This is a genomic window from Paludibaculum fermentans (genome assembly GCF_051172195.1).
GTDB lineage: Bacteria > Acidobacteriota > Terriglobia > Bryobacterales > Bryobacteraceae > Paludibaculum > Paludibaculum fermentans_A.
In genome coordinates, this window is sequence record NZ_JBPJAQ010000005.1 from 10,398 (window position 1) to 34,479 (window position 24,082).

Annotated in this window: 21 protein-coding genes; 17 read left to right on the top strand and 4 right to left on the bottom strand. The window is 62.2% G+C overall.

What is annotated here, in order from left to right; genetic code table 11:
* Positions 1-23 precede the first annotated feature (23 nt).
* The 5 genes from ACR9Y2_RS38635 to ACR9Y2_RS38655 are packed head-to-tail and all read left to right on the top strand — an operon-like array spanning position 24 to position 6,895.
* Positions 24-1,292 (top strand): TolC family protein, encoded by a 1,269-nt coding sequence (locus tag ACR9Y2_RS38635; protein WP_435047264.1) that lies wholly within the window; start codon positions 24-26, stop codon positions 1,290-1,292.
* Positions 1,289-2,587: an efflux RND transporter periplasmic adaptor subunit gene (locus ACR9Y2_RS38640; RefSeq protein WP_435047265.1), complete on the top strand. Its 1,299-nt coding sequence runs from the start codon at positions 1,289-1,291 to the stop codon at positions 2,585-2,587. The genes ACR9Y2_RS38635 and ACR9Y2_RS38640 overlap by 4 nt, the downstream gene beginning before the upstream one ends.
* Positions 2,584-5,850 carry an efflux RND transporter permease subunit gene (locus tag ACR9Y2_RS38645; protein ID WP_435047266.1) on the top strand — a complete coding sequence of 1,089 codons (3,267 nt, stop codon included), beginning with the start codon at positions 2,584-2,586 and terminating at the stop codon, positions 5,848-5,850. Before ACR9Y2_RS38640 ends, ACR9Y2_RS38645 begins: the two co-directional genes overlap by 4 nt.
* Positions 5,808-6,572, top strand: a complete 765-nt coding sequence (locus ACR9Y2_RS38650) for a hypothetical protein (RefSeq protein ID WP_435047267.1) — start codon at positions 5,808-5,810, stop codon at positions 6,570-6,572. The genes ACR9Y2_RS38645 and ACR9Y2_RS38650 overlap by 43 nt, the downstream gene beginning before the upstream one ends.
* Before the next feature lie 2 nt (positions 6,573-6,574).
* On the top strand, positions 6,575-6,895 hold the full coding sequence (locus ACR9Y2_RS38655; protein ID WP_435047268.1) for a hypothetical protein: 321 nt from the start codon (positions 6,575-6,577) through the stop codon (positions 6,893-6,895).
* A 2-nt stretch (positions 6,896-6,897) separates the two neighbouring features.
* Here ACR9Y2_RS38655 and ACR9Y2_RS38660 read toward each other — a convergent pair whose 3' ends face one another.
* From ACR9Y2_RS38660 to recN, 3 genes are read right to left on the bottom strand one after another with little or no spacing between them, the layout of a single operon-like run.
* Positions 6,898-7,377, bottom strand: coding sequence for a hypothetical protein (locus tag ACR9Y2_RS38660; RefSeq protein ID WP_435047269.1), 480 nt, complete (start codon positions 7,375-7,377; stop codon positions 6,898-6,900).
* A 40-nt stretch (positions 7,378-7,417) separates the two neighbouring features.
* Positions 7,418-7,900 (bottom strand): WbuC family cupin fold metalloprotein, encoded by a 483-nt coding sequence (locus ACR9Y2_RS38665; RefSeq protein ID WP_435047270.1) that lies wholly within the window; start codon positions 7,898-7,900, stop codon positions 7,418-7,420.
* Positions 7,884-9,563 (bottom strand): DNA repair protein RecN, encoded by a 1,680-nt coding sequence (gene recN / locus ACR9Y2_RS38670; RefSeq protein ID WP_435047271.1) that lies wholly within the window; start codon positions 9,561-9,563, stop codon positions 7,884-7,886. Before recN ends, ACR9Y2_RS38665 begins: the two co-directional genes overlap by 17 nt.
* A gap of 163 nt (positions 9,564-9,726) precedes the next feature.
* Here recN and ACR9Y2_RS38675 point away from each other — a divergent pair, with 163 nt between their 5' ends.
* The 11 genes from ACR9Y2_RS38675 (at position 9,727) to ACR9Y2_RS38725 (ending at position 20,185) form a co-directional block, all read left to right on the top strand.
* Positions 9,727-10,404, top strand: a complete 678-nt coding sequence (locus ACR9Y2_RS38675) for a MotA/TolQ/ExbB proton channel family protein (protein ID WP_435047272.1) — start codon at positions 9,727-9,729, stop codon at positions 10,402-10,404.
* Positions 10,405-10,410: 6 nt separating this feature from the next.
* Positions 10,411-10,848 (top strand): ExbD/TolR family protein, encoded by a 438-nt coding sequence (locus tag ACR9Y2_RS38680; protein WP_435047273.1) that lies wholly within the window; start codon positions 10,411-10,413, stop codon positions 10,846-10,848.
* Positions 10,849-10,855: 7 nt separating this feature from the next.
* The gene (locus ACR9Y2_RS38685; RefSeq protein WP_435047274.1) at positions 10,856-11,644 is read left to right on the top strand and encodes a TonB family protein; all 789 of its coding nucleotides are present in this window, start codon (positions 10,856-10,858) and stop codon (positions 11,642-11,644) included.
* Entirely contained in the window at positions 11,641-13,026 is a 1,386-nt protein-coding gene (locus ACR9Y2_RS38690; RefSeq protein ID WP_435047275.1) for a translocation protein TolB, read from the top strand. Before ACR9Y2_RS38685 ends, ACR9Y2_RS38690 begins: the two co-directional genes overlap by 4 nt.
* Before the next feature lie 59 nt (positions 13,027-13,085).
* Positions 13,086-13,865, top strand: coding sequence for an OmpA family protein (locus ACR9Y2_RS38695; RefSeq protein ID WP_435047276.1), 780 nt, complete (start codon positions 13,086-13,088; stop codon positions 13,863-13,865).
* A 95-nt stretch (positions 13,866-13,960) separates the two neighbouring features.
* Positions 13,961-14,845: a tetratricopeptide repeat protein gene (locus ACR9Y2_RS38700; RefSeq protein ID WP_435047277.1), complete on the top strand. Its 885-nt coding sequence runs from the start codon at positions 13,961-13,963 to the stop codon at positions 14,843-14,845.
* A 37-nt stretch (positions 14,846-14,882) separates the two neighbouring features.
* A complete protein-coding gene (locus tag ACR9Y2_RS38705; protein ID WP_435047278.1) occupies positions 14,883-15,605 on the top strand; it encodes a hypothetical protein in 723 nt (240 codons plus the stop codon).
* A gap of 57 nt (positions 15,606-15,662) precedes the next feature.
* Positions 15,663-17,207, top strand: a complete 1,545-nt coding sequence (aroE, locus tag ACR9Y2_RS38710; RefSeq protein WP_435047279.1) for a shikimate dehydrogenase — start codon at positions 15,663-15,665, stop codon at positions 17,205-17,207.
* Positions 17,207-17,398: a hypothetical protein gene (locus tag ACR9Y2_RS38715; protein ID WP_435047280.1), complete on the top strand. Its 192-nt coding sequence runs from the start codon at positions 17,207-17,209 to the stop codon at positions 17,396-17,398. The genes aroE and ACR9Y2_RS38715 overlap by 1 nt, the downstream gene beginning before the upstream one ends.
* 4 nt (positions 17,399-17,402) lie before the next feature.
* Positions 17,403-18,740, top strand: a complete 1,338-nt coding sequence (locus ACR9Y2_RS38720; protein ID WP_435047281.1) for an amidase — start codon at positions 17,403-17,405, stop codon at positions 18,738-18,740.
* Positions 18,741-18,826: 86 nt separating this feature from the next.
* Positions 18,827-20,185, top strand: a complete 1,359-nt coding sequence (locus ACR9Y2_RS38725; RefSeq protein WP_435047282.1) for a putative bifunctional diguanylate cyclase/phosphodiesterase — start codon at positions 18,827-18,829, stop codon at positions 20,183-20,185.
* A 193-nt stretch (positions 20,186-20,378) separates the two neighbouring features.
* On the opposite strand, the gene ACR9Y2_RS38730 is transcribed toward ACR9Y2_RS38725, so the two are convergent.
* Positions 20,379-21,086 (bottom strand): alpha/beta hydrolase, encoded by a 708-nt coding sequence (locus tag ACR9Y2_RS38730; RefSeq protein ID WP_435047283.1) that lies wholly within the window; start codon positions 21,084-21,086, stop codon positions 20,379-20,381.
* A 74-nt stretch (positions 21,087-21,160) separates the two neighbouring features.
* On the opposite strand from ACR9Y2_RS38730, the gene ACR9Y2_RS38735 reads away from it, so the two are divergent.
* Positions 21,161-24,031 (top strand): PAS domain S-box protein, encoded by a 2,871-nt coding sequence (locus ACR9Y2_RS38735; RefSeq protein WP_435047284.1) that lies wholly within the window; start codon positions 21,161-21,163, stop codon positions 24,029-24,031.
* Positions 24,032-24,082: the final 51 nt, after the last annotated feature.

Consider the following 24,082-nt stretch of genomic DNA (forward strand, 5'->3'; position numbering starts at 1 on the left):
GAACTGCCCTTGTGTGGGCAGTGATGGATACGCGCGCACCAATCGTCGCAATCCGGCTTGGCCTGATGATGCTGATGGCCTTGGGGTGGCTGCGGGCCGCCGAACCGCCCGGCAGCCTGAAGGCCCTGCTGGCTGAAGCCCTGAACAACAATCCGGAGATTCTGGCGTCGCAGAAGCGGTATGAAGCGGCACGGCAGCGGCCGAGCCAGGTGAGCAGCCTGCCGGACCCGATGTTTTCGCCGGGGTTCGCCAGCAACGGGCGGCCGTGGCCCGGGGCCGGACTCGGGAAGGAACCGACGTCCAATATCGGCTTCATGGTGTCGCAGGAAGTGCCTTGGCCGGGCAAGCGGAAGCTGCAGGGCGATATGGCGGTGAAGGAGTATGAGGCCGAGTTCCAGAACTACACGCAGGCGCAGTTGAGCGTGGTGTCGAGGATCAAGCAGGCGTACTACCGGCGGGCGTATGCGTTTGAGGTGGTGGAGGTGCTGGACCGGAACATCGACCTGCTGCGGCGGCTGCTGAAGATCACCGAGGCGCGGTACTCCGTGGGCAAGGCGGCGCAGCAGGACGTGTTCAAGGCGCAGACTCAGATCTCGATTCTGGCGACGAAGCGGATCCAGCTGGAACGGGAGAAGCGGGCGCGGGAGGCGGAGATCGTGAGCCTGTTGAACCGGGCTCCGGGGTCGTCGCTGGAGAAGCCGGATGGGCTGCTGCCGCAGGAGATGAAGGTGGGGCTGGAGGAGTTGTACGAGGCGGCGAAGCAGAACTCGCCGATGCTGTTGAAGGACGAGAAGATGATCCAGCGCGCGGAGCTGGCGGTGAACATGGCGCGCAAGGAGTATTATCCCGACTACACGATCAAGGCGGGCTACTTCAACATGGGCTCAATGCCGCCCATGTACCAGCTGAGCGCCGACTTCAAGATCCCGCTGTACTTCTTCCGCAAGCAGAGGCCGGCGGTGACGGAGCAGTCGCAGACACTGGCGGCTTCCCGGCGCGACTACGAGGCGAGCAACCAGTCGCTGCATTTCCGGATCAAGGATGACCAGTTGATGGCGGAGACGTCGAACCAACTGATCAAGCTGTACAGCCAGACAGTGATCCCGCAGTCGAGCCTGGCACTGGAGTCGTCGCTGTCGTCCTACGAGACGGGTTCAGTGGACTTTCTGACGGTGCTGATGAATTACGTGACGGTGGTCGAGTACGAGATGAACTACTACGAGGAGCTGCAGAACTACTACCTCGCCGTGAGCCGGCTGGAAGAGATGACAGGGAGGAACCTGCTGCCATGAAGGCCTTGAAAGTAGTGCTGGGCCTGGTGCTGCTGGCGGCGGCGTTTCTGGGCGGATTCGGGTATGGCCGGTGGTATGGTCCGCGCGAGGCGAAGGGGCTGCACCAGGCGGAGAAGCCGCACGGGTATCACTGCCCGATGCATCCGAACTTCCGGTCGGACAAGCCGGGCGAGTGTGGGATCTGCGGGATGCGGCTGGTGCCGGACGAGGCGGATTCGGCGGCTCCGAAGGGGGCGGGCGAGGATCTGGCGAGCATGCCGGCGGGTACGATCCACGTGTCGGCGGAGAAGCAGCAGTTGATTGGCGTGCGGTATGGGGTGGCGGAAGAAGCGGCGGGGTCGCACAGTTTCCGGGCGGTGGGTAAGGTGGCGATTGACGAGACGCGCCAGGCGAGGGTGCAGTCGAAGACAGAAGGCTGGATTGACGAAGTGTTCGTCAACTTCACCGGCAAGCTGGTGGTGAAGGGCCAGCCACTGTTGACGCTATACAGCCCTGAATTGCTGGCGAGCCAGCACGAGTACCTGCTGGCGTTGAAGAGCCGCGAGATTCTGAAGAACAGCACGCTGGCAGGGACCGGGGCGCAGGGCGAGTCGCTGATCAACGCGGCCCGCAAGCGCCTGGAGTTGTGGGACCTGACCGCGGAGCAGATTGCGGGTATCGAGAAGTCGCGGCTGCCGGTGACGAACATCACGTTGCATGCGCCGATCAGCGGCTATGTGATGACGCGCAATGCGTTTCCGAAGCAGCGTGTGATGCCGGATACGGAACTCTATTCCATTGTGGACCTGAGCCGGGTGTGGATCATGGCCGACGTATTCGAGAACGAGATGAGCATGATCCGCGAAGGCATGGGCGCCACGCTGACGCTGAGTTACGCCGGCGGGCGCAAGATCGCGGCGCGGGTGAATTACATCCAGCCCCAGGTGGATCCGATGACGCGCACATTGAAGGTGCGGCTGGAGGCCGAGAATTCGGGCCTGCTGCTGAAGCCGGACATGTTCGTGGATGTCGATTTCACGGTGTCGTCGCCGCGGCGCGTGAGTGTTCCGGCGGATGCCGTGCTGGACGCGGGTTTGCGGAAGACGGTGTTTGTGGATCGCGGAGATGGGTACCTGGAACCGCGCGCGGTGGAGACGGGCGACCGGATCGGCAACCGCATTGAGATCCTGAAGGGGTTGGCGGCAGGCGAGAAGGTGGTGACCTCGGGCAACTTCCTGATCGACAGCGAGAGCCAGATGCGGTCACCGGGCACGAGTGCGGCGGCGCATGACCACGGGCAGGGCGGGAAGCAATGATCGACCGGATTATTGAGTTCTCGGCCGCGAACAAGTTCCTGGTGTTCATCCTGGTGGGGTTCGCGGTGCTGGGCGGCCTGTACTCGATGCGGACGGTGCCGCTGGACGCGATTCCCGATTTGAGCGACACGCAGGTGATCGTGTATTCGCGTTGGGACCGCAGTCCGGACATCATGGAGGACCAGGTCACTTACCCGATCGTCACGACGATGCTGGGCGCGCCGAAGGTGAAAGATGTGCGCGGGTTTTCGGACTTCGGGTATTCGTTCGTCTACATCATCTTTGAAGAAGGAACGGACATTTACTGGGCGCGATCGCGCACGTTGGAATATCTATCGTCTGTGCTGCCGCGGCTGCCGCAGGGCGTAAAGACGGAACTGGGTCCGGATGCGACGGGCGTGGGCTGGGTGTTCCAGTATGCGCTGGTGGATACGACGGGCAAGCGGTCGCTGGCGGAGTTGCGGTCCTTACAGGACTGGTTCCTGAACTACCAGTTCAAGTCGGTGCCGGGCGTGGCGGAGGTGGCGCCGATCGGCGGGTTTGTCCGGCAGTATCAGGTGAACGTGGATCCGAACCGGCTGCAGGCTTACAACATCCCGATCATGCGGGTGGTGGAGGCGGTGCGGAAGGGCAATGACGACGTAGGCGGGCGGTTGATCGAGATGGCCGGGGCGGAGTATATGGTGCGCGGGCGGGGGTACGCCAAAAGCGAGGAAGACATCGGCAAGATCGCCCTGGGCGCAAGTGAGAACGGGGTGCCGATCCGAGTCAGCGATGTGGGTACGGTGACACTGGGGCCGGACATGCGGCGCGGCGTGGCGGATTATAACGGCACGGGCGACGTGGTGTCGGGGATCATTGTGATGCGGCAGGGCGAGAACGCGCTGAACGTGATTGAGCGGGTGAAGGCCAAGATCAAGGAAGTGGAGCCGGGGCTGCCGGCCGGGCTCAAGATTGTGAGCACGTACGACCGGTCGGAGCTGATTCTGCGCTCGGTGGAGAACCTGAAGGGCACGCTGACCGAGGAGATGATTATCGTCTCGCTAGTGATCCTGGTGTTCCTGTGGCATGTGCCGAGCGCGATCATCCCGGTGTTCACGATCCCCATCGCGATCATCATCTCGTTCATCCCGATGAAGATGATGGGGCTGACGTCGAACATCATGTCGCTGGGCGGCATTGCCATCGCGATTGGGGCGATGGTGGATGCGGCGATTGTGGTGGTGGAGCAGACCCACAAGAAGCTGGAAGAGTGGGAGCGGACGGGCCGCAAAGAAGATTACCACCGGGTGGTGGTGAACGCGGTGAAGGAGGTGGGCGGGCCCAGTTTCTTCGCGCTGCTGGTGATTGCGGTGTCGTTCCTGCCGGTGCTGACACTGGAGGCCCAGGAAGGGCGGCTGTTCAAGCCGCTGGCGTATACGAAGAACTTCTCGATGATCGTGGCGGCGCTGCTGGCGATCACGCTGGACCCGGCCATGCGGCTGCTGTTCACGCACATGCAGAAGTTCCAATTTCGCCCGGCCTGGCTGGCGCGTGTGGCGAATGCGGTGTTGGTGGGGACGATTCACTCGGAAGAGAAGCACCCGATCAGCCGGATCCTGATTCGAGTTTATGATCCCGTGTGCCGCTGGGCTCTGCGCTGGAAGTATGCGGTGATTACGGCGGCCGTGGCGATGGTGGTTGTCACGATCCCGATCTTCCAGAGGTTGGGGTCGGAGTTCATGCCGCCGTTGAATGAGGGCTCGCTGCTGTATATGCCGTCGACATTGCCTGGCATTTCGGTGAACGATGCGCAGCGGCTGATGCAGGTGCAGGACCGGATCATCAAGAAGTTTCCGGAAGTGGAGTCGGTGATGGGTAAGGCGGGGCGGGCGGAGACGTCGACGGATCCGGCTCCGCTGTCGATGATGGAGACGGTGATCGTGCTGAAGCCTGAAGCCGAGTGGCGGAAGGTGAGCACGTGGTATTCGGATTGGGCTCCGGAGTGGTCGAAGGGCGTGTTCCGACGATTGACACCCGATCACATCAGCCAGGAGCAGTTGGTGGAAGAGATGAACGCGGCTTTGAAGCTGCCGGGGGCGTCGAATGCGTGGACGATGCCGATCAAGGGCCGTATCGACATGCTGACGACGGGTGTGCGGACACCGGTGGGGATCAAGATCTACGGGTCGGACCTGCGGCAGATCGAGCGGTTGGGCGGCGAGGTGGAAGCGCTGCTGCCGCGGATCGAGGGGACCCGGAACGTCTTCGCGGAGCGGACGGGCGGAGGGTATTTCCTGGACTTCGACTGGAAGCGGGACGAGCTGGCGCGGTATGGGCTGACGATCGCAGACGCACAGGATGTGCTGATGAGCGCGATCGGCGGCGAGAACGTGACGACGACGATCGAGGGCCGTGAGCGGTATCCGGTGAACGTGCGGTATTTCCGCGATTTCCGCAGCGATGTGAACATGCTGGGCCGGGTGCTGGTGCCGACGATGGACTCGACGAAGCAGGTGCCGATTTCGGAGCTGGCGACTATTAAGACGGTGACGGGCCCCGGCATGCTGCGCGATGAGAACGGGCTGCTGAACGGGTATGTGTATGTCGACGTGGCGGGCCGGGATGTGGGCAGTTACGTGGAAGAGGCGAAGAAGCTGGTCCGCGACCACATCAAGCTGCCGCCGGGGTACACGATCGCGTGGAGCGGGCAGTATGAGGCCATGCAACGGGTGAAGGAGCGGCTGACGGTGATCCTGCCGGTGACGTTGTTCCTGGTGCTGATGCTGCTGTACCTGAATACGAAATCGCTGACGAAGACGCTGATCATCATCCTGGCCGTGCCGTTCTCGGCGGTGGGTGCGATCTGGTTCCTGTATGCCCTGGGCTACAACATGAGCATCGGCGTGTGGGTGGGGCTGATTGCGCTGATGGGCGTCGATGCGGAAACCGCGGTCTTCATGCTGCTGTACCTGGACCTGGCCTATGAGAAGGCCAAGAAGGAGGGGCGCATGTCGACGCTGGGCGAACTGCAGGAGGCGATTCACGACGGCGCGGTGAAGCGCATCCGGCCCAAGTTCATGACGGTCGCCTGCATGTTCCTGGGGCTGGTGCCGATCATGTGGTCGGCTGGAGCGGGCGGCGATGTGATGAAGCGTATCGCGGCGCCGATGATCGGCGGCATCTTTACATCGTTCCTGTTGGAGCTGGTGGTGTATCCCGCAATTTACGAGGTTTGGAAATGGAACAGCGAAGTCAAAAAGCAATCACCCGCGCAGGCCTAGCCGCATTCGCGCTGGCGGCGGTATCGCTGCAGGCAGCCGAGTTCCGGTTCCAGGCGCTGCACGACCATCTGCTGGTGCGGAAAGATCAGCCGGCGACGCTGGTGGTGGATGAACACGGCATCACGTTCCAGGAGCAGAGCCGGAAGAAGAAGACTCCGGATGCGCTGCACCACGGACACTGGAGGTACCAGGATATTGAGCAGTTGTACCTCTCATCGGAGAAGATCCGGATCGTGACGTATCAGGACCGGAAGTGGGCGTTGGGGCTCGACCAGGAGTACGAGTTCAAGCTGCTGCCGGGCCAGGATGTTCGGCCGGTTTACGAAATGCTGAAGGTCCAACTGGACCGCAGGTTCATTGCCGCAGTGGCGGATGAGCAGGTGCAGGCGCTGTGGGAACTGCCGGTGAAACTACTGGGCAAGCTGAGCGGATCGCAGGGGACACTGCGGTTTGCGAGCGACCGGGTGGTGTATGCCGCCGACCGCAAGGAAGCATCCCGCACCTGGCGCTATCAGGACATCGAGAACATCAGCAGTTCCGATCCCTATCAACTGACGATCACGTCCTTCGAGCGCGCCACGACGCATTACGGCAGCCGCAAGGGCTTCAACTTTCAACTCAAGCAGCCGCTGGACGAGAAGCGGTTCAACATCGTCTGGCGCAAGCTCAACACCGTTCACGGCCTTGAGCTGCTGACTTCTATCCCTGAGAAAGGCAATTGATCATGAAGAAACTGATTCCCCTCACCCTGGTGTATGCCGGGCTGCTGATGAGCGCGAGTGCCGCGCAGGTATTCACTGGCGTGATTACGGACACGATGTGCGGCGGCGACCACAAGGCCATGGGCGCCGCGAACGATGCCAAGTGCGTGCGCGACTGCGTGAAGATGGACAAGCGGTATAAGTACGCGTTGTATGACGGGAAGAACGTGTACACGCTGAGCGACCAGGCGGCTCCGGAGAAGTTTGCGGCGGCGAAGGTGAAGGTGACGGGCACGCTGAGCGGCAAGACGATCCAGGTGGAGAAGATCGAGGCGGCGAAGTAGGGCTAGCGGGCCAGGCTCGCGAAATCGATGACCTGGCCGCCGTGCTGGCGAGCGAAGGCTTCGGCAGCGGGTTTGCCGGCGAAGGCGAGTTCACCGGGGCTGCAGCGATCGTAGGTCGTCTGCATGGGCCGCTTATCCGGACCCGGAGCGTGGGTGTGTTCGGTGCAGGGATTCACGTCGCTGTTGCGGACCACGTAGGCCCCGGCGGTCGCGAGGGGCTGGCCGGTGTTGAAGTCGGTGAGTTCGACGATTTGGACGGTTTTGGTGGACTGCAGGTGCTCGGACCGCGCGCAGGCGGGGCAGCAGAACACGGCTCGTTTGCCGTCGAGCAGGGCTACGGTCCGGGAGTTCTTATGGACAGGGCGCTGGCACGCCTTGCAGAGTTCGCCCGCCTGCCAACCCACGGCATGGCAGCCACCCAGGATCGCGGCCGGCAGTAGAGACACGGAGAGCCAGGCTCTTCTGGACAGAGTTCGATTCATTTGCGCCCGCTCCTTACCTCTATGCTAGCGGGAATTGAGGCTAAGGTAGGGCGAGCAGGCTCTCCAGATAGCCGGGCGCCGCGGGATCGCCTTCCGCGGGGGCCCAGGCCGCGAATTCCTTGTCGGTGGCGGGATCCCACGGTCCGGGCTTCACCTCGTAGACGGCGGCCCAGTCGCTGGTGACAGCGATGGTGTGCCAGATGCCGGGGATGACGTCGATGCCTCTGGCCGGTCCATTGGCGGAGAGCAGCCAACTGCCGGTGGCGATGCCCTGATCGTCGAAGGTAAAGAGGCGCGCGCTGCCATCGAGCAGCACCCAACTCTCGGCTTTGGCGGGTGATTTGTGGCGATGGGGCTGGACGTAGGTGCCGCGCAGCATGACGTTCAGGAAGCGGTGAGGGTTGTCCTGGGGACCGCTGTGGAAGTTGTGATTGATACGCAGGCGCGGGGTGCCGGCGGCGCGGACGCGCAGTGATTCAATCAGCTCAGTAGTGACCAGTTGGACGTCAGCCACGGCGGGCATACTCCTCTATGAGTTTCTCGGCATGGCGCAGGGCCTCGGCACTGAGGTGCTGGCCGGAGAGCATACGGCCGATCTCGCGGACCCGCTCGTCGCCGAGCATCTCGTCGACCTTGGCCGAGGTGCGGCCGGCGGACTCCCGCTTGGAGACGACGTAGTGATGATCGGCGAAGCCGGCGATCTGGGCGAGGTGCGTGACGCACAGCACCTGATTCGATTCGGAGATCTTCTTCAGGCGGCGGCCGATGGTTTCAGCGGCGGCGCCACCGACGCCTGAGTCGACTTCGTCGAAGACGAGCGTACGGGCGATGCGGCCGTTGGTTTTGGGCACGATGCAGGTCTTGAGGGCCAGGGCGACCCGGGAGAGTTCACCGCCGCTGGCCACCTTGTCGAGGGGCTTGAGTTCCTCACCGACGTTGGCCGAGACCAGGAATTCCACGGCGTCGATGCCGTGCGGAGCGGGGTCAGCCGGCTTCAGGGCGATGCGGAACGAGGTGCCCTTCATGGCCAGACCGCCGAGTTCGTTCTCCACCGCCTTTTCCAATTTCTTTGCCGCCTTGGTCCGCAACGCCCGCAAGCGTTCGGCTTTCACTTTGTATTCAGTTTCGCGGGTGGCGATGGCGGCCTCGAGTTCCGCGCGGCGTTCACCGGCCGACTCCACCGCGTTCAACTGGTCGCGGACCTGGGCGTGGAAGGCGAGGATCTCGTCGATGGAGGAGCCGTACTTGCGCTTCAGTTTCTCGATTTGGGCGAGGCGGTTCTCGAGGTCCTCCAACCGTTTGGGGTCGGCTTCCAGATGGCTCAGATAGTGGCTGAGCTCCATGGCGGCTTCCTTGACCGCGATCTGGGCGGGGCGGAGGGTTTCGAGCAGGCCGGAGAGACTTTCGTCAATCTTCGCCAATTCTTCAACTTTTTTTAGTGCCAAGCCCAAGCCGTTGGCGACCGCATGTTCCGATTCCGAGAGGGCATCGTGGGCGACGGTGGCGGCTTCGCTGAGGCGGGCGACGTTCTTGAGGACTCGCTTTTCGTTTTCGAGCAGGGCGTCTTCGCCGGCGCTGAGCTCGAGAGCCTCGATCTCCTTGCTCTGCATGTTCCAGAGGTCGGCCATGCGGAGCTTTTCCTGTTCCGTGCGGTTGAGTTCCTGCAGGGTACGGACCAGGGAGTGCCATTCCTGGTAAGCGCTTTCGACCTCGGCCAAGGGCTCAGAGACGCCGGCGGCTTCGTCCAGCAGTTCGCGCTGGGAGTCGCCGGAGAAGAGTTTCTGCTGATCGTGCTGGCCGTGAATGTCGCCCAGGAAGGGCGCTATCTCCTTGAGAAATGAGGCAGCTACGGGACGGCTGGCGACGAAGGCGCGGGATTTTCCGGAGGCGAGGATCTCACGCTCCAGCAGGATTTCTCCATCCTCGGCCTCGAGTCCAGCGCCTTCCAGGACGCGGCTGAAGTCAGGGTCGGCCGGCACTTCAAAGCGCCCCGAGACGAAGGCCCGAGCGGAGCCTGTACGGACCATATCAGCCGAGGCGCGCCCTCCCAACAGCAGACTTAAGGCGTCCACCATCAAGCTCTTACCGCTGCCTGTCTCGCCCGTCAGGGCGTTTAGCCCTGCGTGCAGGGGCAACCGGAGCCGCTCCACTACGGCGAAGTTCTCGACGACGAGTTCCACCAGCATTCAGACCAAGTATAAATTCATCGGCCCAGCCGGTTGTTGGCAACTTTTCCGGAGCCGGGGAGCATCCTACATAAAGAGCTTAAATTGTTCCGGGCGCCTGCTCATCCGGCGATCCTTGGATATCATGGAATTTGAAGGACATTGAAGGAGTCAATCGTTGACCATGCCATTCGTTGGCGCGTTCCTGCAGCTTTCCATTGTTGAACTGGTTCTGGGCGCCTCCCTCATTTCGAAGTTCGTCCTGGCCCTCCTGCTGATTGGTTCGTTGCTGAGCTGGACGATCATCTTCGCGAAGTGGAGCCAATTCAAGACCGCTGCCGAAGCGAACGCCACTTTCCTGCGCGCTTTCCGTAAGGCTCCGAACCTGGATGCCGTGGCGGTGGCCGCGGAGCAGTTTAACAAAGCGCCGCTGACCGGAGTATTCGACTTCGGGTATGAGGAAGTGGTGCGGCAGATGAAGTCGAGGGGCCAGATCGTCAACAAGATTGCGCTGGAGCGGACCCTGCAACTGGGCATCAGCGAGGAAGTCACGCGTTTGGAGCGCAGCATGAGCTGGCTGGCCACGACGGCGACGGTATCGCCGTTCATTGGGTTGTTCGGCACCGTGCTCGGCATCATCAATGCGTTCCAGGGCCTGGGCTCAGCCGGAAATGCCAGCTTGCGGGCCGTCGCGCCGGGCATCGCGGACGCGCTGGTGGCCACCGCTGCAGGCTTGGCGGCGGCGATCCCGGCGGCCATTGCGTACAACGTGATGGGCCATTCGATCAAAGAGATTGGCGCGCGGATGGAAGACTTCGCGCTGGAATTCCTGAACCTGACTGAACGCCACTTCGAGGAGTAAACGCTGATGGCCTTCTCGATGAACAACGGTGGATTCGGACGCCGCAACGGCAGGAGCAGCGGCGCACTGGCCGAGATCAACATCGTCCCGCTGGTGGACGTCGTGCTGGTGCTGCTGGTGATTTTCATGTTGACGGCGCACGTAGTGGAGTTCGGGCTGGAAGTGGAGGTACCGAAGGTGAAGCAGGTGAAGGACAGCTCGCAGGAACTGCCCACGGCCTCGCTCGACCGCTCGGGCAACCTGTTTCTGAACGAGAAGCAGGTGAACATCCACGAACTGGGCGCGGAGTTCAAGCGGCGGTTCCCGAACGCCAAAGCGGTGTATCTGCGCGCGGACCGCCAGACCATTTACGATCCGATCGCCCAGGTGGTGAGCGCCCTGGGCCAGGCAGGCCTGGATGTGCGGCTGGTAACGCAACCCGACGATTCAGGACCCGCTAAGTAACCGGCACATGGACCAACACGTCGACGTCCTGGCAGAACGAGACTCGCTGAAGAGACCACTCATCGGCTCGCTCGTGTTGCATGGTGCCCTGTTTGGGACCATCGGGCTGCTGACCGTGTTCAATATCGGTAAGACCATCACCTGGGGCGACCCGAACTCCATGGGCGGCGGAGCGGTCTCAGTGACACCGGTGCAGAAGATTCCCCTGCCCGGGCGGACAGGACCGAAGAATCAGGTGGCCGAGGATACGAAGTCGGAGATCCCCGAGGAAGTAAAGCCCAAGCCAAAAACGAAGCAGGCGGTCAAGGACGATCCGGACGCGATTCCGATGAAGTCGAAGAAGCGGCCGAAGGCGGAGCGGACGGAACGGGCATCCAACCGGAAGGACAAGCCGGAGTACGAGAACAATCAGGTTTACAGCAACGCCGGGCAGGCGGCCACTTCGCCGATTTACGGGATGGCCCCCGGGTCGGGCGGGGTTGGTGTTGGGACTAACTCTCCGTTTGGAACCCACTGCGGCGCATTTGCCACGCTGTTGCGTGACCGGGTAGGCCAGCGGTGGCGGACTGATCAGGTGGATGCCCGCATTCATACGCTGCCGCCGGCGATCATTAACTTTGACCTGGCCCGATCGGGCCAGGTGACGGCTATTAGTGTTTCCCAGTCGAGCGGCAATCGGACGCTCGATTATTCGGCGCAACGCGCCATCACCGAAGCCGCGCCCTTCCCGCCCATTCCCCGGGAGTGCGAAGGGAACCCGGCGCACATTGAATTCTGGTTCCAACTGAAGCGATGAAAAAAACAATCTCACTCAGCCTGCTCGCCGTCGGGTTTCTGGCAGCACTGGCCTACAGCCAGTCGCAGGACCGGATCAAGATCATCATCGACAGCAAGGGTAAGCAGAAAATCGCCTTGCCGGACTTCCGCGGTGCCGGTGGTGCCGCGCCCCTGGTGGATGCGTTCAACCAGACAGTCTTTGAGGACATCCAGCGCTCGGGTCTATTCGACATGACCTCGAAGAGCTTCTATCCGCTGAATCCGCCTCAGCAGGAATCAGACTTGCGGCCCACCCCGGCGCCAACACCCGGACGGCGGGGTGAGCCGCCAACTCCGGCCAACTGCGGCGGACGGTGTCTGACGGATTGGAGCGGATCGCCGGTGAACACCGGCCTGCTGGGCTTCGGTTACGCGGCGGAACAGGGCGGGCAGTTGGTGGTGTTCGGACACCTGTACAACGTGGCCGTGCAGGATTTGTCGGGCGCGAAGCTGTTCCGGAAGCTGTACAACGCTCCGCTGACGGCAGACGGCGCGCGCAAGCTGGGGCATGATTACGCGGCGGACATCCTGGCCCAGTTTGGAGCCCCTTCGCTGGCGGGGTCGAAGATCTACTTCATCTCGACCCGATCGGGCTCGAAGGAGATCTGGTCGATGGATTTCGACGGGTCGAACCAGCAACAGATCACATCGTTCCGGTCGATCACAACATTCCCGGCTATTTCTCCGGACGGCCGGCGGCTGGCCTTTACGACCTATGCCAAGGGGCAGCCCCGGATCATGGTGTACTCGACGGAGACGAAGCGATTCATTCCCTTCCTCAATCCGGAAGCGCCCATGAACGCGACGCCATCGTTTTCGCCGGACGGGCAGCAGATCCTGTTCTCGTCGAGCATCAGCGGTTTCGCGCAGATCTACATTGCGGACCAGGATGGCCGGAACCTGCGGCGGCTCTCCAACTCGCGGGCCATCGAGGTGGAAGCCAAAGTGAATCCAAAGACCGGGACGGACATGGTCTTCGTATCGGGGCGCGGCGGACTGCAGCAAATATATAGAATGAATATGGACGGTGCGGACCCGATGCGCCTGACAACGGGGGAAGGTGAAGCTTCCAATCCAGCCTGGCACCCCGATGGAAAGGCCATTGCGTTCGCCTGGACCCGCGGCTTTGCTCCCGGTAACTGGAACATCTTCCTGATGGATGTGGCCTCCCGGGAGACCGTACAGCTGACTCATGGCCAGGGCAGGAATGAGAATCCGGGTTGGGCGCCAGACGGGCGTCACCTGGTGTTCTCTTCAAACCGAGCCGGAGGAAGTCAGATTTTCACGATGTTGGCTGATGGAACTGAAGTGAAACAGCTCACCACACAGGGCCAGAACGATAAGCCGGTGTGGACCAAGTAGGCCACTATGGAGTTCCGAGCCGGATTGAGTAATCGAGCACAGGAGGCTCATCGGTCGTCATGAAACAACGTCACATCGCTGGCACGATGCTGGCCCTGTCTTTCTTTCTTTTCGCGGCAGGCTGTAAGAAGAAACAGCCGGTCGTCACCCCACCACCGCCTCCGGCAGTGAAGGAAGCACCGAAGGTGGAGAGGGGCCCGGCTGCGGTCGTCAGCAGCTTCACGGCCGAACCTTCCACCATCGTGCGGGGCGAGTCGTCCACTTTGCGGTGGAATGTGGCCAACTCCACAGAAGTCACCATCGACAACGGGATCGGCGTTGTGGCGGGCTCGGGCAGCCGTCAGGTGTTCCCATCCGCCACCACGACATACAGGATGACCGCGAAGGGCGATGGAGGCGATGCCGTCTCCGCCGTCACTGTGACGGTTACTACCCCTCCGCCGCCTCCGCCGCCGGAACCGAAGCAGACGGCCTCGCTGTCTGATCGGCTTGCGAAGGACGTCCAGGACGTGTTCTTCGACTACGACAAGAGCGAAGTCCGGGAAGACGGCCGAGCGATCCTGCAGCGCGACGCGGATGCCCTGAAGGCCATCCTCAACGACTTCCCGTCGGCCGTGCTTTCGTTGGAAGGCCATTGCGACGAGCGCGGTTCAGCCGAATACAACATCGGGCTGGGCGATCGCCGCGCGGCCGGCGTCAAGGAGTTCCTGACGCAGATGGGTGTTCCAGCGGATCGTCTGAAGACCGTCAGCTATGGCAAGGAAAAGCCGTTCTGCACGGATTCGAATGAAGCTTGCTGGCAGAAAAACCGCCGGGCTCATTTCGTCGGTGTCCAGTAAGTAGCCTGTTTATCAATCCAGGGGGTGCGTTGTCCGGACGCACCCCCGTTTTGCCCCTGCCGCCGGGCGGGGTGTCAAATGAGAAAGGATCGTCCATGAGAATCACCGCAATTGCTTCCGTGCTTGTTCTAGCGTTGCCGTTCGCTTCGTTTGCCCAGAAGAAGGAAATTGTCGAACTGGGACGCGACCTGGCTCTTCTGCAGGAAGAGGTCCGCACCAATGCGAAGTCGCAGAGCGACCGGCTGTCCGGTATTGAAGCGACCTTGAAGGCAATCCAGGATCAGCTCGCCGGTACGAGCCGCGCGCTTACGGTCCTCGACAGCGGATTGAAAGACCGGCTGGAGAAGCAGATGAATGGTCCGCTGTCGGGTGTCAGCGGCAAGGTTGACAGCCTTGCGAACGACTTCGGCTACATCCGGGAAACCGTGGCGGAGATCAATACCCGCATCGGGAAACTGGACCAGCGGATGGTGGATCTCGAGAATACGATCAAGACGATGCAGGCCCCGCCTCCGCCTCCCGCGGCTGGAGGCACGATGGCGCCGTCCTCGTCCGGGCCGCCGCCCGGCATGTCCGCCCAGAGCTTGTACCAGGACGCATTCCGGGACAAGTCGGGCGGCAACTATGACCTGGCGCTCAAGGAATTCAACGACTACCTGGCGTGGTATGGCGATACGGATTTTGCCTCCAGCGCGCAGTTCCACATCGGCGAGATCCTGTACAACCAGAAGAAGTATGAAGAAGCCCTGCCGGCGTTCGACAAAGTGCTGGTGGCGTACACGAAGAACACCAAGACGAACGATGCGCACCTGATGAAGGGCCGCACGTTGCTGCGGCTGGGCAGCCGGTCCGACGCCGAGAAGGAGTTCCGGGCGATCATTGCGGCCAACCCGAATTCTGACGCAGCCACCCGGGCCCGCGCCGAGCTGAAGGATCTGGGCCTGAGTTCGACTCCGCGGAGTTCGACCCGGAAGAAGTGATGAGTCTCCGCCCGAGTCGTTGCACCGGGAGATCCAAATGAATCCAGCTACCGAGCCTGCGGTCGAGTTCAAGACATATGAAGACTTGGCGCAGCGCCTGGAGTACGCAGTATTGCGCCCCGAGTTTACGGATGAAGAAGTAGCCGACGGAATCCAGCGGGGCCAGTCGGCGGGCGTGGCCTGCGTGACTGTCCGGCCTTCCGATTTGGATTTCGCGGTGCGGATGCTGGCGGGCTCTCCGATTCTGCCCGCGTCCACGGCAGGCTATCCCGAGGGCGGCCAGACGACGGGCGTCAAGCTGTACGAAGCGCGCGACCTGATCCGGCGCGGAGCGAAAGAGATTGAGACCGTCCCCAACCTGGGCAAGCTGCTTTCCCGGCAGTTCCAGCACGTGGAGACCGAACTGCTGCAGATGGGCCGGTCGTGCCTGGAAGCGGGCGTGCTGCTGAAAGTGATCGTGGACCACGAGCGTTTGACGGAAGATCTCAAGGTGATTGCCATGAAGATCTGCAAGCGCTGCGAGGTCACATTTGTGAGCCTGGCGGCAGCCGACCTACCGTTGGGGAAGCGGATCCTGAAGGACGTCTGCCGGATGAAGGTTTCGAGCGGTGTCGCAACGGTCGACGAAGCGCTGGCAGCCTGTGCCGCCGGCGCGGATCGCCTGCATGTTGCGGATCCAATTGCGCTTCTGGCGGAATGGCGCGCACGGCTCGAGGCGCAGCAGGCGGCCGGTAACGGCGAGCCTCCCCCCACGAACTAACCCACGGCGGGGGCGGGTCAAATGATATCCTCACTTCAATCGAAGTAAATCGTAACAATGCCTTCTCCTTCTTCTCTTCCGCGCATCTGCATTGCCCTGGGTCTGGCCGACCCCGAAAAGCTGCTGGAGCATGCGCGCAAGGAAGCCGATGCCGGCGAACGCTTCCTTGAATTCAGGCTCGATTACCTGCACCGCCCGCAGGACGGCATGGCCGTGATCCGGCAGTTCATGAACCTCTATCCCGATGCCTTCCTGCTGGCCACCTGCCGCAGGCACCAGAACCACGGGCGGTTCAACGGCAGCATCGAGGAGGAGTTCCGGATTCTGGCCGCGGCGGTGGATGCCGGCGCCCGCGCGGTGGATGTTGAGATCGAGAGCGCCGAGACTCCGATGGCGCACATGAGCCTGCTGGAAGGCCGTGCCCAGGTGATCGTCAGTTATCACAACTTCGAAGGCACCCCGGCCATGGATCCCGTCATGCGGCGGATGTTGAAGGTGCCGGCCGCGGCCTACAAGATTGTCACCACGGCCAGGAAACCGTCCGACAACCTGCGAGTGTTGTCGTTGGCGAAATCGTACCCCAAAGTACCGGTGATCCTGCTGGCGATGAGCGAGACAGGCTTTCCGACGCGCGTTCTCTCGCCGTTTATGGGCGGGGTTTATACCTATGCGGCGCCGTCGGCGGTGGAGGGTACGGCAGCGGGACAGGTCTCCGCACGGACGCTGCGCAATCTGTACCGAGTGGACAAGACACTCAAGGCGCCGAAGCTGTTTGGCGTGATTGCGGATCCGGTACGGCACAGTATTTCGCCGGCGGTCCACAACCGTGCGCTGCAGGCTCGGCGGATTGCCGGGCTATACCTCCCCTTCCTGGTTTCCCCGCTCCAGTTGAAAGACTTCTTCGTCCTGGCCGATAAGCTCCCGCTGACCGGTTTCAGTGTGACGATCCCGCACAAGCAGCGGGTGCTGCGGTATCTGGACGCCGTGGATCCGCTTTCGAAGCGGATTGGCGCAATCAACACGGTCTACAAGAAGGCCGGCAAGTGGCGGGGTACGAACACGGACGCCGAGGGGATCCGCGTGCCGCTGGAGAAGCGGATCCGTGTGGCCAAGTCGTCGGTGTTGGTGGTGGGCAATGGCGGAACAGCCCGGTCGGCCGCGTTTACGCTGTCAGACGCTGGAGCGAAGCTGGCAATTACGGGGCGGAATCCGGACCGGGTCCGGGCGCTGGCCAAAATCTGCGATGCCGAGGCGCTGCTGCCGGAGCAGGCCAAGCAAAGGCACTTTGACGCTCTGATCCACGCGACGCCACTCGGAATGTGGCCGCATACGGAGACCTGTTTCTTCGAGGACACGATCCCGGCGGATCTGGTATTCGACCTGGTCTATACGCCGCATGAGACGGAACTACTGCGGCGTGCCGCGAGCCAGGGCAAGGCAGTCATTCACGGGCTCGAGATGTTCCTGGAGCAAGCGGCCCGGCAGTTCACGCTGTTTACGGGCGAAAGCGCCCCAAAGGCTGTAATGGAACGCGCCGCCATCGAAGCGCTGGCCGAGCAGCAGGCGATTACGAACCATCAGAATCACAAGGCGGCGCACTGATGCGCAAGGATTTGAAGCTGTCCCGGCGCTCACTGGCCCTGATCCTCGGGCTGCCGGCCCTGCCCTTGAACTCGGCCGCGCAACAGCCGGCCCGTGCCGACCGCAGGCAGATTCTGCGCCAGGACGCCGAGGAACTGGCGAAAGTGAAACTTCCGCGCGACTGCGCGCCGGCCTTCCGCTTTCAACCCTGATGCCATGGCTTCGATTCCACCTGAAGTTTTCTTCGCAACCGCCGTCGAATTGAATCAGCGGCTCATCAGGAAGGACTTCACGGCCGTCGAACTGGCGCGCGCCTTCAGTGAACGCATGGAATCGAAGGGCCCGCCCACTCTGGCGCTGTCACTGAAAGATGCGGCGCACCGCCAGGCCCGGGATGTGGACCGGGAACTGAAGCGCGGCCGGACCCGCGGCGCGTTGCAGGGCGTGCCATTCAGCGTGGAAGACTCTCTCAGCGTCGCTGGACAGCCTACTACGTGGGGCTCCTCCATTTTTGCCAAGCAGGTGTTCAAAGAGAACGCGGCCGTGGTGGACAAGTTGGGCAAAACGGGCGCCATCCTGGCCGCCAAGACCACGGCGCTGGAACTGGGCGGAGCGGGGAGCCTGACTCCAGGAACGGCCAGCCCCGCTGCCGAGGCGGTGGCCAGCGGATTGACGCCCTATGCGCTGGGGGTCGAGGCCGGCGGGGCACTGCTGCTACCGGCGAGCGCCAGCCGGTTAACATTTATCAAGCCGACCTACGGGCTGGTGAGCCGTTTTGGAGCCATGCCAGTCTCGTGGACGCTCGACCGGATCGCGATTATGGCTCGCTCGGCCGAAGATTGCGGTCACGTTCTGCACGCCGTGGCGGGCGGCGACGATCGGGACGCAGGATCCAGCGGGCAGTCGTTCCACTTCGCGCTGCAGTACGAGAAGCCGGTATCGGATATGAAGATCGGATTCGCGCCGGCTGAATTCGAGGGACCTTCCGCGGCGCCCCTGCGCGCTGTGCTTGACGTACTGAAACAAGCGGGTGCAACGCTGGTGGAGATTCGATGGCCGGACCTGCCCTTCGATTCCGCTGCACGCACGATCCTGGCGGCAGAAAGTTCGGCCACCTTCGCGGACCTCATTGCCGCAGGTACGGTCGACCGACTTTCCGATCATGGCCAGGCGGAAGGACTGCGGGCCGGAATGGAATTGAGCGCGGTCCAATACCTGACAGCCGCCCGGGTGCGGCGGCAAATTCAGTCGGCCATGAACGAGTTGATTGCGCCATTGGATCTGCTGGTTGCAGCCACCGGGCGGGCGCAGCGGGACGAATTGCCGGGAGGCGGGGGTCCTAGTACGCCTGGACGACGGGATGGTTTGTCTGGTCATATGGCGGCGGCCGATCTCGCCGGGCTACCGGTACTTGTGTTGCCGGGACCATCCGGCGAGGGCAGTTCCGAGTCTATGTGCTTGATTGCAAAGGCAAATTGCGAGAATTCCCTATTGCAGGCAGCGCATCATACGCAGTCCCGGACGGACTGGCACAGGCAGAAGCCACCCGCCTAGTCCGGATAGGAAAAGTGGGACAATTGTCAGTCATTTAGCTGCATTTTTCCGTAGGAAAACTACCCGAATTGGCTAAGAATAGTCCCATGCCCGCTAACGCAGCAACAAAGCAGGTGCAGGAACGCAACCCTGTGGAGATAGATACATTGACAGGGTTGGTCCGGGGCGGAGCCCTGGAGGAAGTCCTGGAACGAAGGATCCATGAGCGGCCGGAACAGGCAGTGGGCGTCTGTGTCCTGGGTATCGACCGCTTCCGGCACATCAACGACCTGCTCGGCTATGATGCCGGCGATCGAATTCTAAGAGAAGTGGCGGACCGGCTGTCGCGATGGTTGCCAGCCAACGGATCGCTGGCGCGGTTGGGTGGCGACGAGTTTGCCATCGTGCTGCCAGGACTGGAAGAGCGGGCGGCCATGCTGAGCGGCGCAGCGATCCTCAATATTCTCGAACCACCCATCGCGCTCGACCAGCGCGAGATCTTCGCCTCCGCGAGCCTGGGCCTGAGTCTGTATCCGGAAGATGGCGGGTCGGCGGCCATGCTGTTGCGGAGGGCTTCCCTGGCGGTAGCGCGGGCGAAGGCACGCGGCGGCGGGGTATTGGAACGGGCGACCAATCCGAACGGCCTGCGCCCCGAGGAGCGATATCAGATGGAGGGGGCGCTGCGGCGGGCGCTGGAGAACAACGAGCTCTCGCTGCGATATCAGCCGCAGGTCGACCGCGACGGAAAGCTGCGCGGCCTGGAGGCGCTGCTGGTCTGGAATCATCCGGAGTTGGGGCGCGTACAGACGGAAACATTTATTCGCCTGGCGGAAGAGATTGGGGTGATCGCGCCGATCGGCGCCTGGGTGCTGGAATCGTCATGCCGCCAGATGATGGCGTGGCGGCAGGCTGGATTGGCCGTTCCGCGGGTGGCGGTGAATGTCTCTCCACTTCAATTTGCCTGTCCGGGGTTTGTCGATATGGTGCGGGGCGTCCTGCGCGACACCGGCCTGAACGGAGATGCGCTGGAACTTGAGATCACGGAAGGCACCATCCTGCGGGACATTGAAGAATCGGCCGCACGTATGCGGGAATTGCGCGCCGAGGGTGTGCGTATCGCAATTGACGACTTCGGCGTAGGATATTCGCCTCTGACCTATCTTCACCGGCTGCCGCTGGATGTAGTCAAAGTCGACCGCACATTTGTCAGCGAGATTACGAAACCGTCGGGCAGCCTGCCGGTGGTGCATACCATCACGGTGCTGGCGCACCATCGCGGACTGGAAGTGGTGGCCGAAGGGGTGGAGACGGAAGGGGAACTGGAACTGGTGCGGGCCGCGCGCTGTGACATGGTACAGGGTTACCTCATCGGCAACCCATTGCCCTCAGCGGGCATAGCGGAACTGATGTTGCAGCCCGAACTTCTGACCACGCATTTTCACGTACCGTGGCCGGGCGGCTACTGAGCGCCGGTTTCCCGAAATGATCGTGGCCGGCCTTCGGAGGAGGTTGAAGGCCGGCCAAGGTTTGGAGGAGAAATTGTATTCTCTGTTGAATTGAGTATGCCTGCCTGATTTGCCGGAGTATCCCGTACCAGCGAATCAAACCGCACCGTCCCGATACTGGAACTCCGCAAGGCCGCCAGATAGGACTGGAGACCTACATCTCCACACCCACCGATTGCGGCGGGAAGACCCGTTCGACCCAGGCGCGTACAGGCGCCGACGCCTTCAGCGGAAATCGATGGCGGCCGGGCTCCATGTGGAAAGTGACATCAGCGGCGCGCCTGCGCAACCGGGCTTCCACAGCGGGCGCTTCGGCGGCGGGGAAGAACTCGTCTTCGGTCCTGGCCAGATGGAAGATGGCGGATTCAACCGGCTCAGCTCCATCGGCATCCCAGTTTCCTGGAATTCCACCGCACAGGGCGACCACGCCTTGGAAGACTGCCGGATTCCGGGCGACAAACCGGTAGTTCAAGCCAACCGATTGGGAGTAGCCGAGCAGCAGGCGCCTCGGCCGGGTGGCCGGGAACTGGTTGGCGAGCTGGTCGATCATGCCCTGGACCATTTGATGATGAACGTCGATGTGAAAATCGACCGTCTCCCGCGTACCCCAGTGAAAACCGGAGCGTGTTGCGCGCGGATCCTTACCGAGAAATATGGAATTCGGCCCTTCCAACGCGGCGATCACTGGGGATGGCCCAAGTAAACTCCGGGTGAATCCCAACATTTCCGTAGGGTTCATCGCGTAGCCGTGCAGGGCTACGACCAGAACGGGGTTCGCATGACCGTCCAGCTCCGGAACGTCCAGCAGAAACCGGGCAGGACGACGAATCGAAAATGCCCCACTTACCGACGAAGAGAACATGATAGGTGTTGTAACATGGCCCATACCTGAAGTTCTGAGCGTGGCGGACGTGGCGAATTGGGGGAGGCATTCGATTGAGATTTGAAGGTCCCGCGATCTTCTTAATTGTGACAGCCGGCATTGTGCTGGCCTGCGGCATCGGCTGGATGCTGCGGCGGCGATGGCTGCGCGACCAGCGTGAGCGCACGGAACTGGCGGTCCGGACGGAACTCCAGCGGTTCCTGGATGCGCTGCCGCTTTGGGTATTCGTCAAGGACAATGCATCGCGATTTGTCTTTGCAAATGCGCTGGTGAGGCGTGGCGTGAATCGAACCCTGGAGGGAATTGTCGGGCGGACAGATATCGATTTCGTACCAGGAGACAAGGCTTCCGCCATCCAGACGGAGGACCGGCGGGTGTTCGAGGGTGCGATCGAATCGCTGCAGGTTGAGACGGAAGTGGACGGAGACGGACCGCCGCCTGGGCGCACCCTGCTGCTGACGAAGACGTTGATGGACTCGCCATACTGGGGCCGGGTTCTGCTGGGCGTCGGGCAGGATATTTCCAGCCAGAAGCGGATCGAACTCGCGCTGGCGCGGGAGCGTGACTTTACTCGCGTGGTCCTCGACTCCACCAGCGCACTCATCGCCGTGCTGGACATGCAGGGCGGCCTGGTGCGGTGGAACAGGGCCTGCGAGCGGCTGACGGGCTACCACGAGTCGGAACTGAGGGCACCGGAAGCCGTGGCCAACCTGATCGCGCCGGGGAACCGGGCCAGCGCGAAGGCCTGCCTTGGTCGACTGGCGGCGGGAGGCAGTCCGCAATTCGGCCTGGCCACGCTACGCCACAAGACGTCTGGAACGGTGCAGATCTCGTGGTCCGCGTCACTTTTGCGCAACGAGGAGGGCGTTCCGGAGTTTGTGGTCGTCACGGCCACCGACCTGACCCTGCAACTGGAGGCGGAACGGCGGCGGCACGAGGCGGCGCTGGAATTCCAGCTTATCTGGGACAGCGCGGGGGATGCCATGGTGTTCGTGGAGGAATCGGGCGCGATTTTTGCAGCGAATCCGGCGTTCAGCCGCCTGGCGGAGCGGTCGAGAGAGGAACTGGAGGGCCGGCTCTTCACTCATGCCTGGCGGGAATGGCCGGGTCACGAGGACGAGGAACTACTGCGCTTCCAGGAGGCATTCCGGGCGCGTTCGCTGGAATCCGCGGTGGTGAGGGAGTTTGAGCTTTCCTCTGGACGGCGCCTGTGGCTGGAGATTACGAACTCCTTTCTCGACCGGCCGGGGCAGCCCACGCTGTTGCTGATGGTGCTGCGGGATATCTCCGGACGAGTGCGGGTGGAACAGGAACTGCGCGCCGCGAATGAATTTCTGGAGAGCACCACCCAGTGGGCCAAGGAAGTGGCGCTGAGCGCGGAGACGGCAAGCGCGGCCAAGACCACGTTTCTGGCGAACGTCAGCCACGAAATCCGTACTCCAATGAACGGAATCCTTGGTATGACGGAACTGGCACTGGCCACCAACCTGACAGAGGAGCAAAGGGAGTATCTGCAACTGGTCAGGCTCTCGACTGAGTCGCTGCTGAGCCTGGTGGACGACCTGCTTGACCTGTCCAAGGCCGAGTCGGGCCGCATTGAGTTGCGGCCGGATGTGTTCGAGCTGCGGCGCCTGGTGGAGAACCTGATGCGGCCGCTGGTGCACCGCGGGGCGTCGCGCGGCTTGGATGTCGCCTGGCAGATTACCGAGGATGTCCCGGAGCGGCTGATCGGCGACAGCGGGCGGCTGCGGCAGGTGCTGATCAACCTGGTGGGCAACGCCCTCAAGTTCACCGACGGCGGCACGGTGCGGCTGCGAGTTGAGCGGTTGGCCGCCCCAGGCGCCGTGGCGCTATTGCGTTTCGTGGTCGAAGACACGGGCATCGGAATCGACGAGGGGAGCCGCTCCGCAATATTTGACGCTTTCGTACAGAGTGACCATTCGAGTACGAGGCTGCGCGGCGGCACCGGTTTGGGCCTGTCGATTTCCGATCAGTTGGTCAGCCTGATGGGCGGGCGTATTTTTGTCACCGGAATCAAGGGGGCTGGCAGCACCTTCGCCTTCACGGTCGGTTTTCCGTTGGTGGCCGATGCGCCGCATCCTGCACAGCATCCGCCAGCACCAGTTTCGGACCTCATACTGCCGAAAGGCAGCCGGGCCTTCCGGATTCTGGTTGCTGAGGACAATGCGGTGAATCAGCGGCTGGTGGTGAGGATGCTGGAGCAGGCGGGATACCGGACAGAGCTGGTAGGTACAGGAAGAGAGGCGGTGGAGGCGGCCCGCACGGGCCATTTCGATATAGTCCTGATGGACGTGCAAATGCCTGATTTGGATGGACTTGAAGCAACGCGGCGAATCCGCGAGGAGGAGGCCCTGACCAGCGTCCATCTACCGATTATCGCTATGACAGCACATGCCATGCCCGGCTACGACGAGCTTTGCCTGGAGGTTGGCATGGATGCATATCTGAGCAAGCCGATTCGAATGCTGGAGCTCATTCGCAAGATAGAGGCGCTTGCACTTGGCAATCCGCCCTCAAAGCGCGAAAGTGAAAGAGAGCCCCCCACAGTGGAACGGGAATCACAAATGAAAGAACTAGATCAGGAATCAGCATTGGATCGCGTCGGAGGCGACGCGGAGCTTCTGGCCGAGTTAGCCGGCCTCTTTCTGGAGGAGTACCCATTGCTTATGGGTACTGTGCAATCAGGATTTGATCAGTCGAAAGTAGATATCATCCTCGGCGCGGCCCATCAATTGAAGGGCTTGCTGGCGCAGTTTGGGGCCGAGCGTGCGAGGGCCTGCGCCCTGCGTGTAGAACAACTCGCGAAGGCGGGCGACCTGACTGCCGCGGCCGCAGCAAACCAGGAACTTGTGCAACTGATGCAACTGGTCCACCCGGAGCTCAAAGCATTGGCCGGACAGTAATGCCGGTGTTTTTGATCTGACTGAGAACTGCCAGGGGGGACCCCGTCTGGT

What these genes read in the sequence shown, in the direction of transcription:
- ACR9Y2_RS38635 (WP_435047264.1), top strand. Translation starts at nt 24, where the DNA reads ATGGATACGCGCGCACCAATCGTCGCAATCCGGCTTGGCCTGATGATG.
- ACR9Y2_RS38640 (WP_435047265.1), top strand. Translation starts at nt 1,289, where the DNA reads ATGAAGGCCTTGAAAGTAGTGCTGGGCCTGGTGCTGCTGGCGGCGGCG.
- ACR9Y2_RS38645 (WP_435047266.1), top strand. Translation starts at nt 2,584, where the DNA reads ATGATCGACCGGATTATTGAGTTCTCGGCCGCGAACAAGTTCCTGGTG.
- ACR9Y2_RS38650 (WP_435047267.1), top strand. Translation starts at nt 5,808, where the DNA reads ATGGAACAGCGAAGTCAAAAAGCAATCACCCGCGCAGGCCTAGCCGCA.
- ACR9Y2_RS38655 (WP_435047268.1), top strand. Translation starts at nt 6,575, where the DNA reads ATGAAGAAACTGATTCCCCTCACCCTGGTGTATGCCGGGCTGCTGATG.
- ACR9Y2_RS38660 (WP_435047269.1), bottom strand. Translation starts at nt 7,377, where the DNA reads ATGAATCGAACTCTGTCCAGAAGAGCCTGGCTCTCCGTGTCTCTACTG.
- ACR9Y2_RS38665 (WP_435047270.1), bottom strand. Translation starts at nt 7,900, where the DNA reads ATGCCCGCCGTGGCTGACGTCCAACTGGTCACTACTGAGCTGATTGAA.
- recN (WP_435047271.1), bottom strand. Translation starts at nt 9,563, where the DNA reads ATGCTGGTGGAACTCGTCGTCGAGAACTTCGCCGTAGTGGAGCGGCTC.
- ACR9Y2_RS38675 (WP_435047272.1), top strand. Translation starts at nt 9,727, where the DNA reads ATGCCATTCGTTGGCGCGTTCCTGCAGCTTTCCATTGTTGAACTGGTT.
- ACR9Y2_RS38680 (WP_435047273.1), top strand. Translation starts at nt 10,411, where the DNA reads ATGGCCTTCTCGATGAACAACGGTGGATTCGGACGCCGCAACGGCAGG.
- ACR9Y2_RS38685 (WP_435047274.1), top strand. Translation starts at nt 10,856, where the DNA reads ATGGACCAACACGTCGACGTCCTGGCAGAACGAGACTCGCTGAAGAGA.
- ACR9Y2_RS38690 (WP_435047275.1), top strand. Translation starts at nt 11,641, where the DNA reads ATGAAAAAAACAATCTCACTCAGCCTGCTCGCCGTCGGGTTTCTGGCA.
- ACR9Y2_RS38695 (WP_435047276.1), top strand. Translation starts at nt 13,086, where the DNA reads ATGAAACAACGTCACATCGCTGGCACGATGCTGGCCCTGTCTTTCTTT.
- ACR9Y2_RS38700 (WP_435047277.1), top strand. Translation starts at nt 13,961, where the DNA reads ATGAGAATCACCGCAATTGCTTCCGTGCTTGTTCTAGCGTTGCCGTTC.
- ACR9Y2_RS38705 (WP_435047278.1), top strand. Translation starts at nt 14,883, where the DNA reads ATGAATCCAGCTACCGAGCCTGCGGTCGAGTTCAAGACATATGAAGAC.
- aroE (WP_435047279.1), top strand. Translation starts at nt 15,663, where the DNA reads ATGCCTTCTCCTTCTTCTCTTCCGCGCATCTGCATTGCCCTGGGTCTG.
- ACR9Y2_RS38715 (WP_435047280.1), top strand. Translation starts at nt 17,207, where the DNA reads ATGCGCAAGGATTTGAAGCTGTCCCGGCGCTCACTGGCCCTGATCCTC.
- ACR9Y2_RS38720 (WP_435047281.1), top strand. Translation starts at nt 17,403, where the DNA reads ATGGCTTCGATTCCACCTGAAGTTTTCTTCGCAACCGCCGTCGAATTG.
- ACR9Y2_RS38725 (WP_435047282.1), top strand. Translation starts at nt 18,827, where the DNA reads ATGCCCGCTAACGCAGCAACAAAGCAGGTGCAGGAACGCAACCCTGTG.
- ACR9Y2_RS38730 (WP_435047283.1), bottom strand. Translation starts at nt 21,086, where the DNA reads ATGTTCTCTTCGTCGGTAAGTGGGGCATTTTCGATTCGTCGTCCTGCC.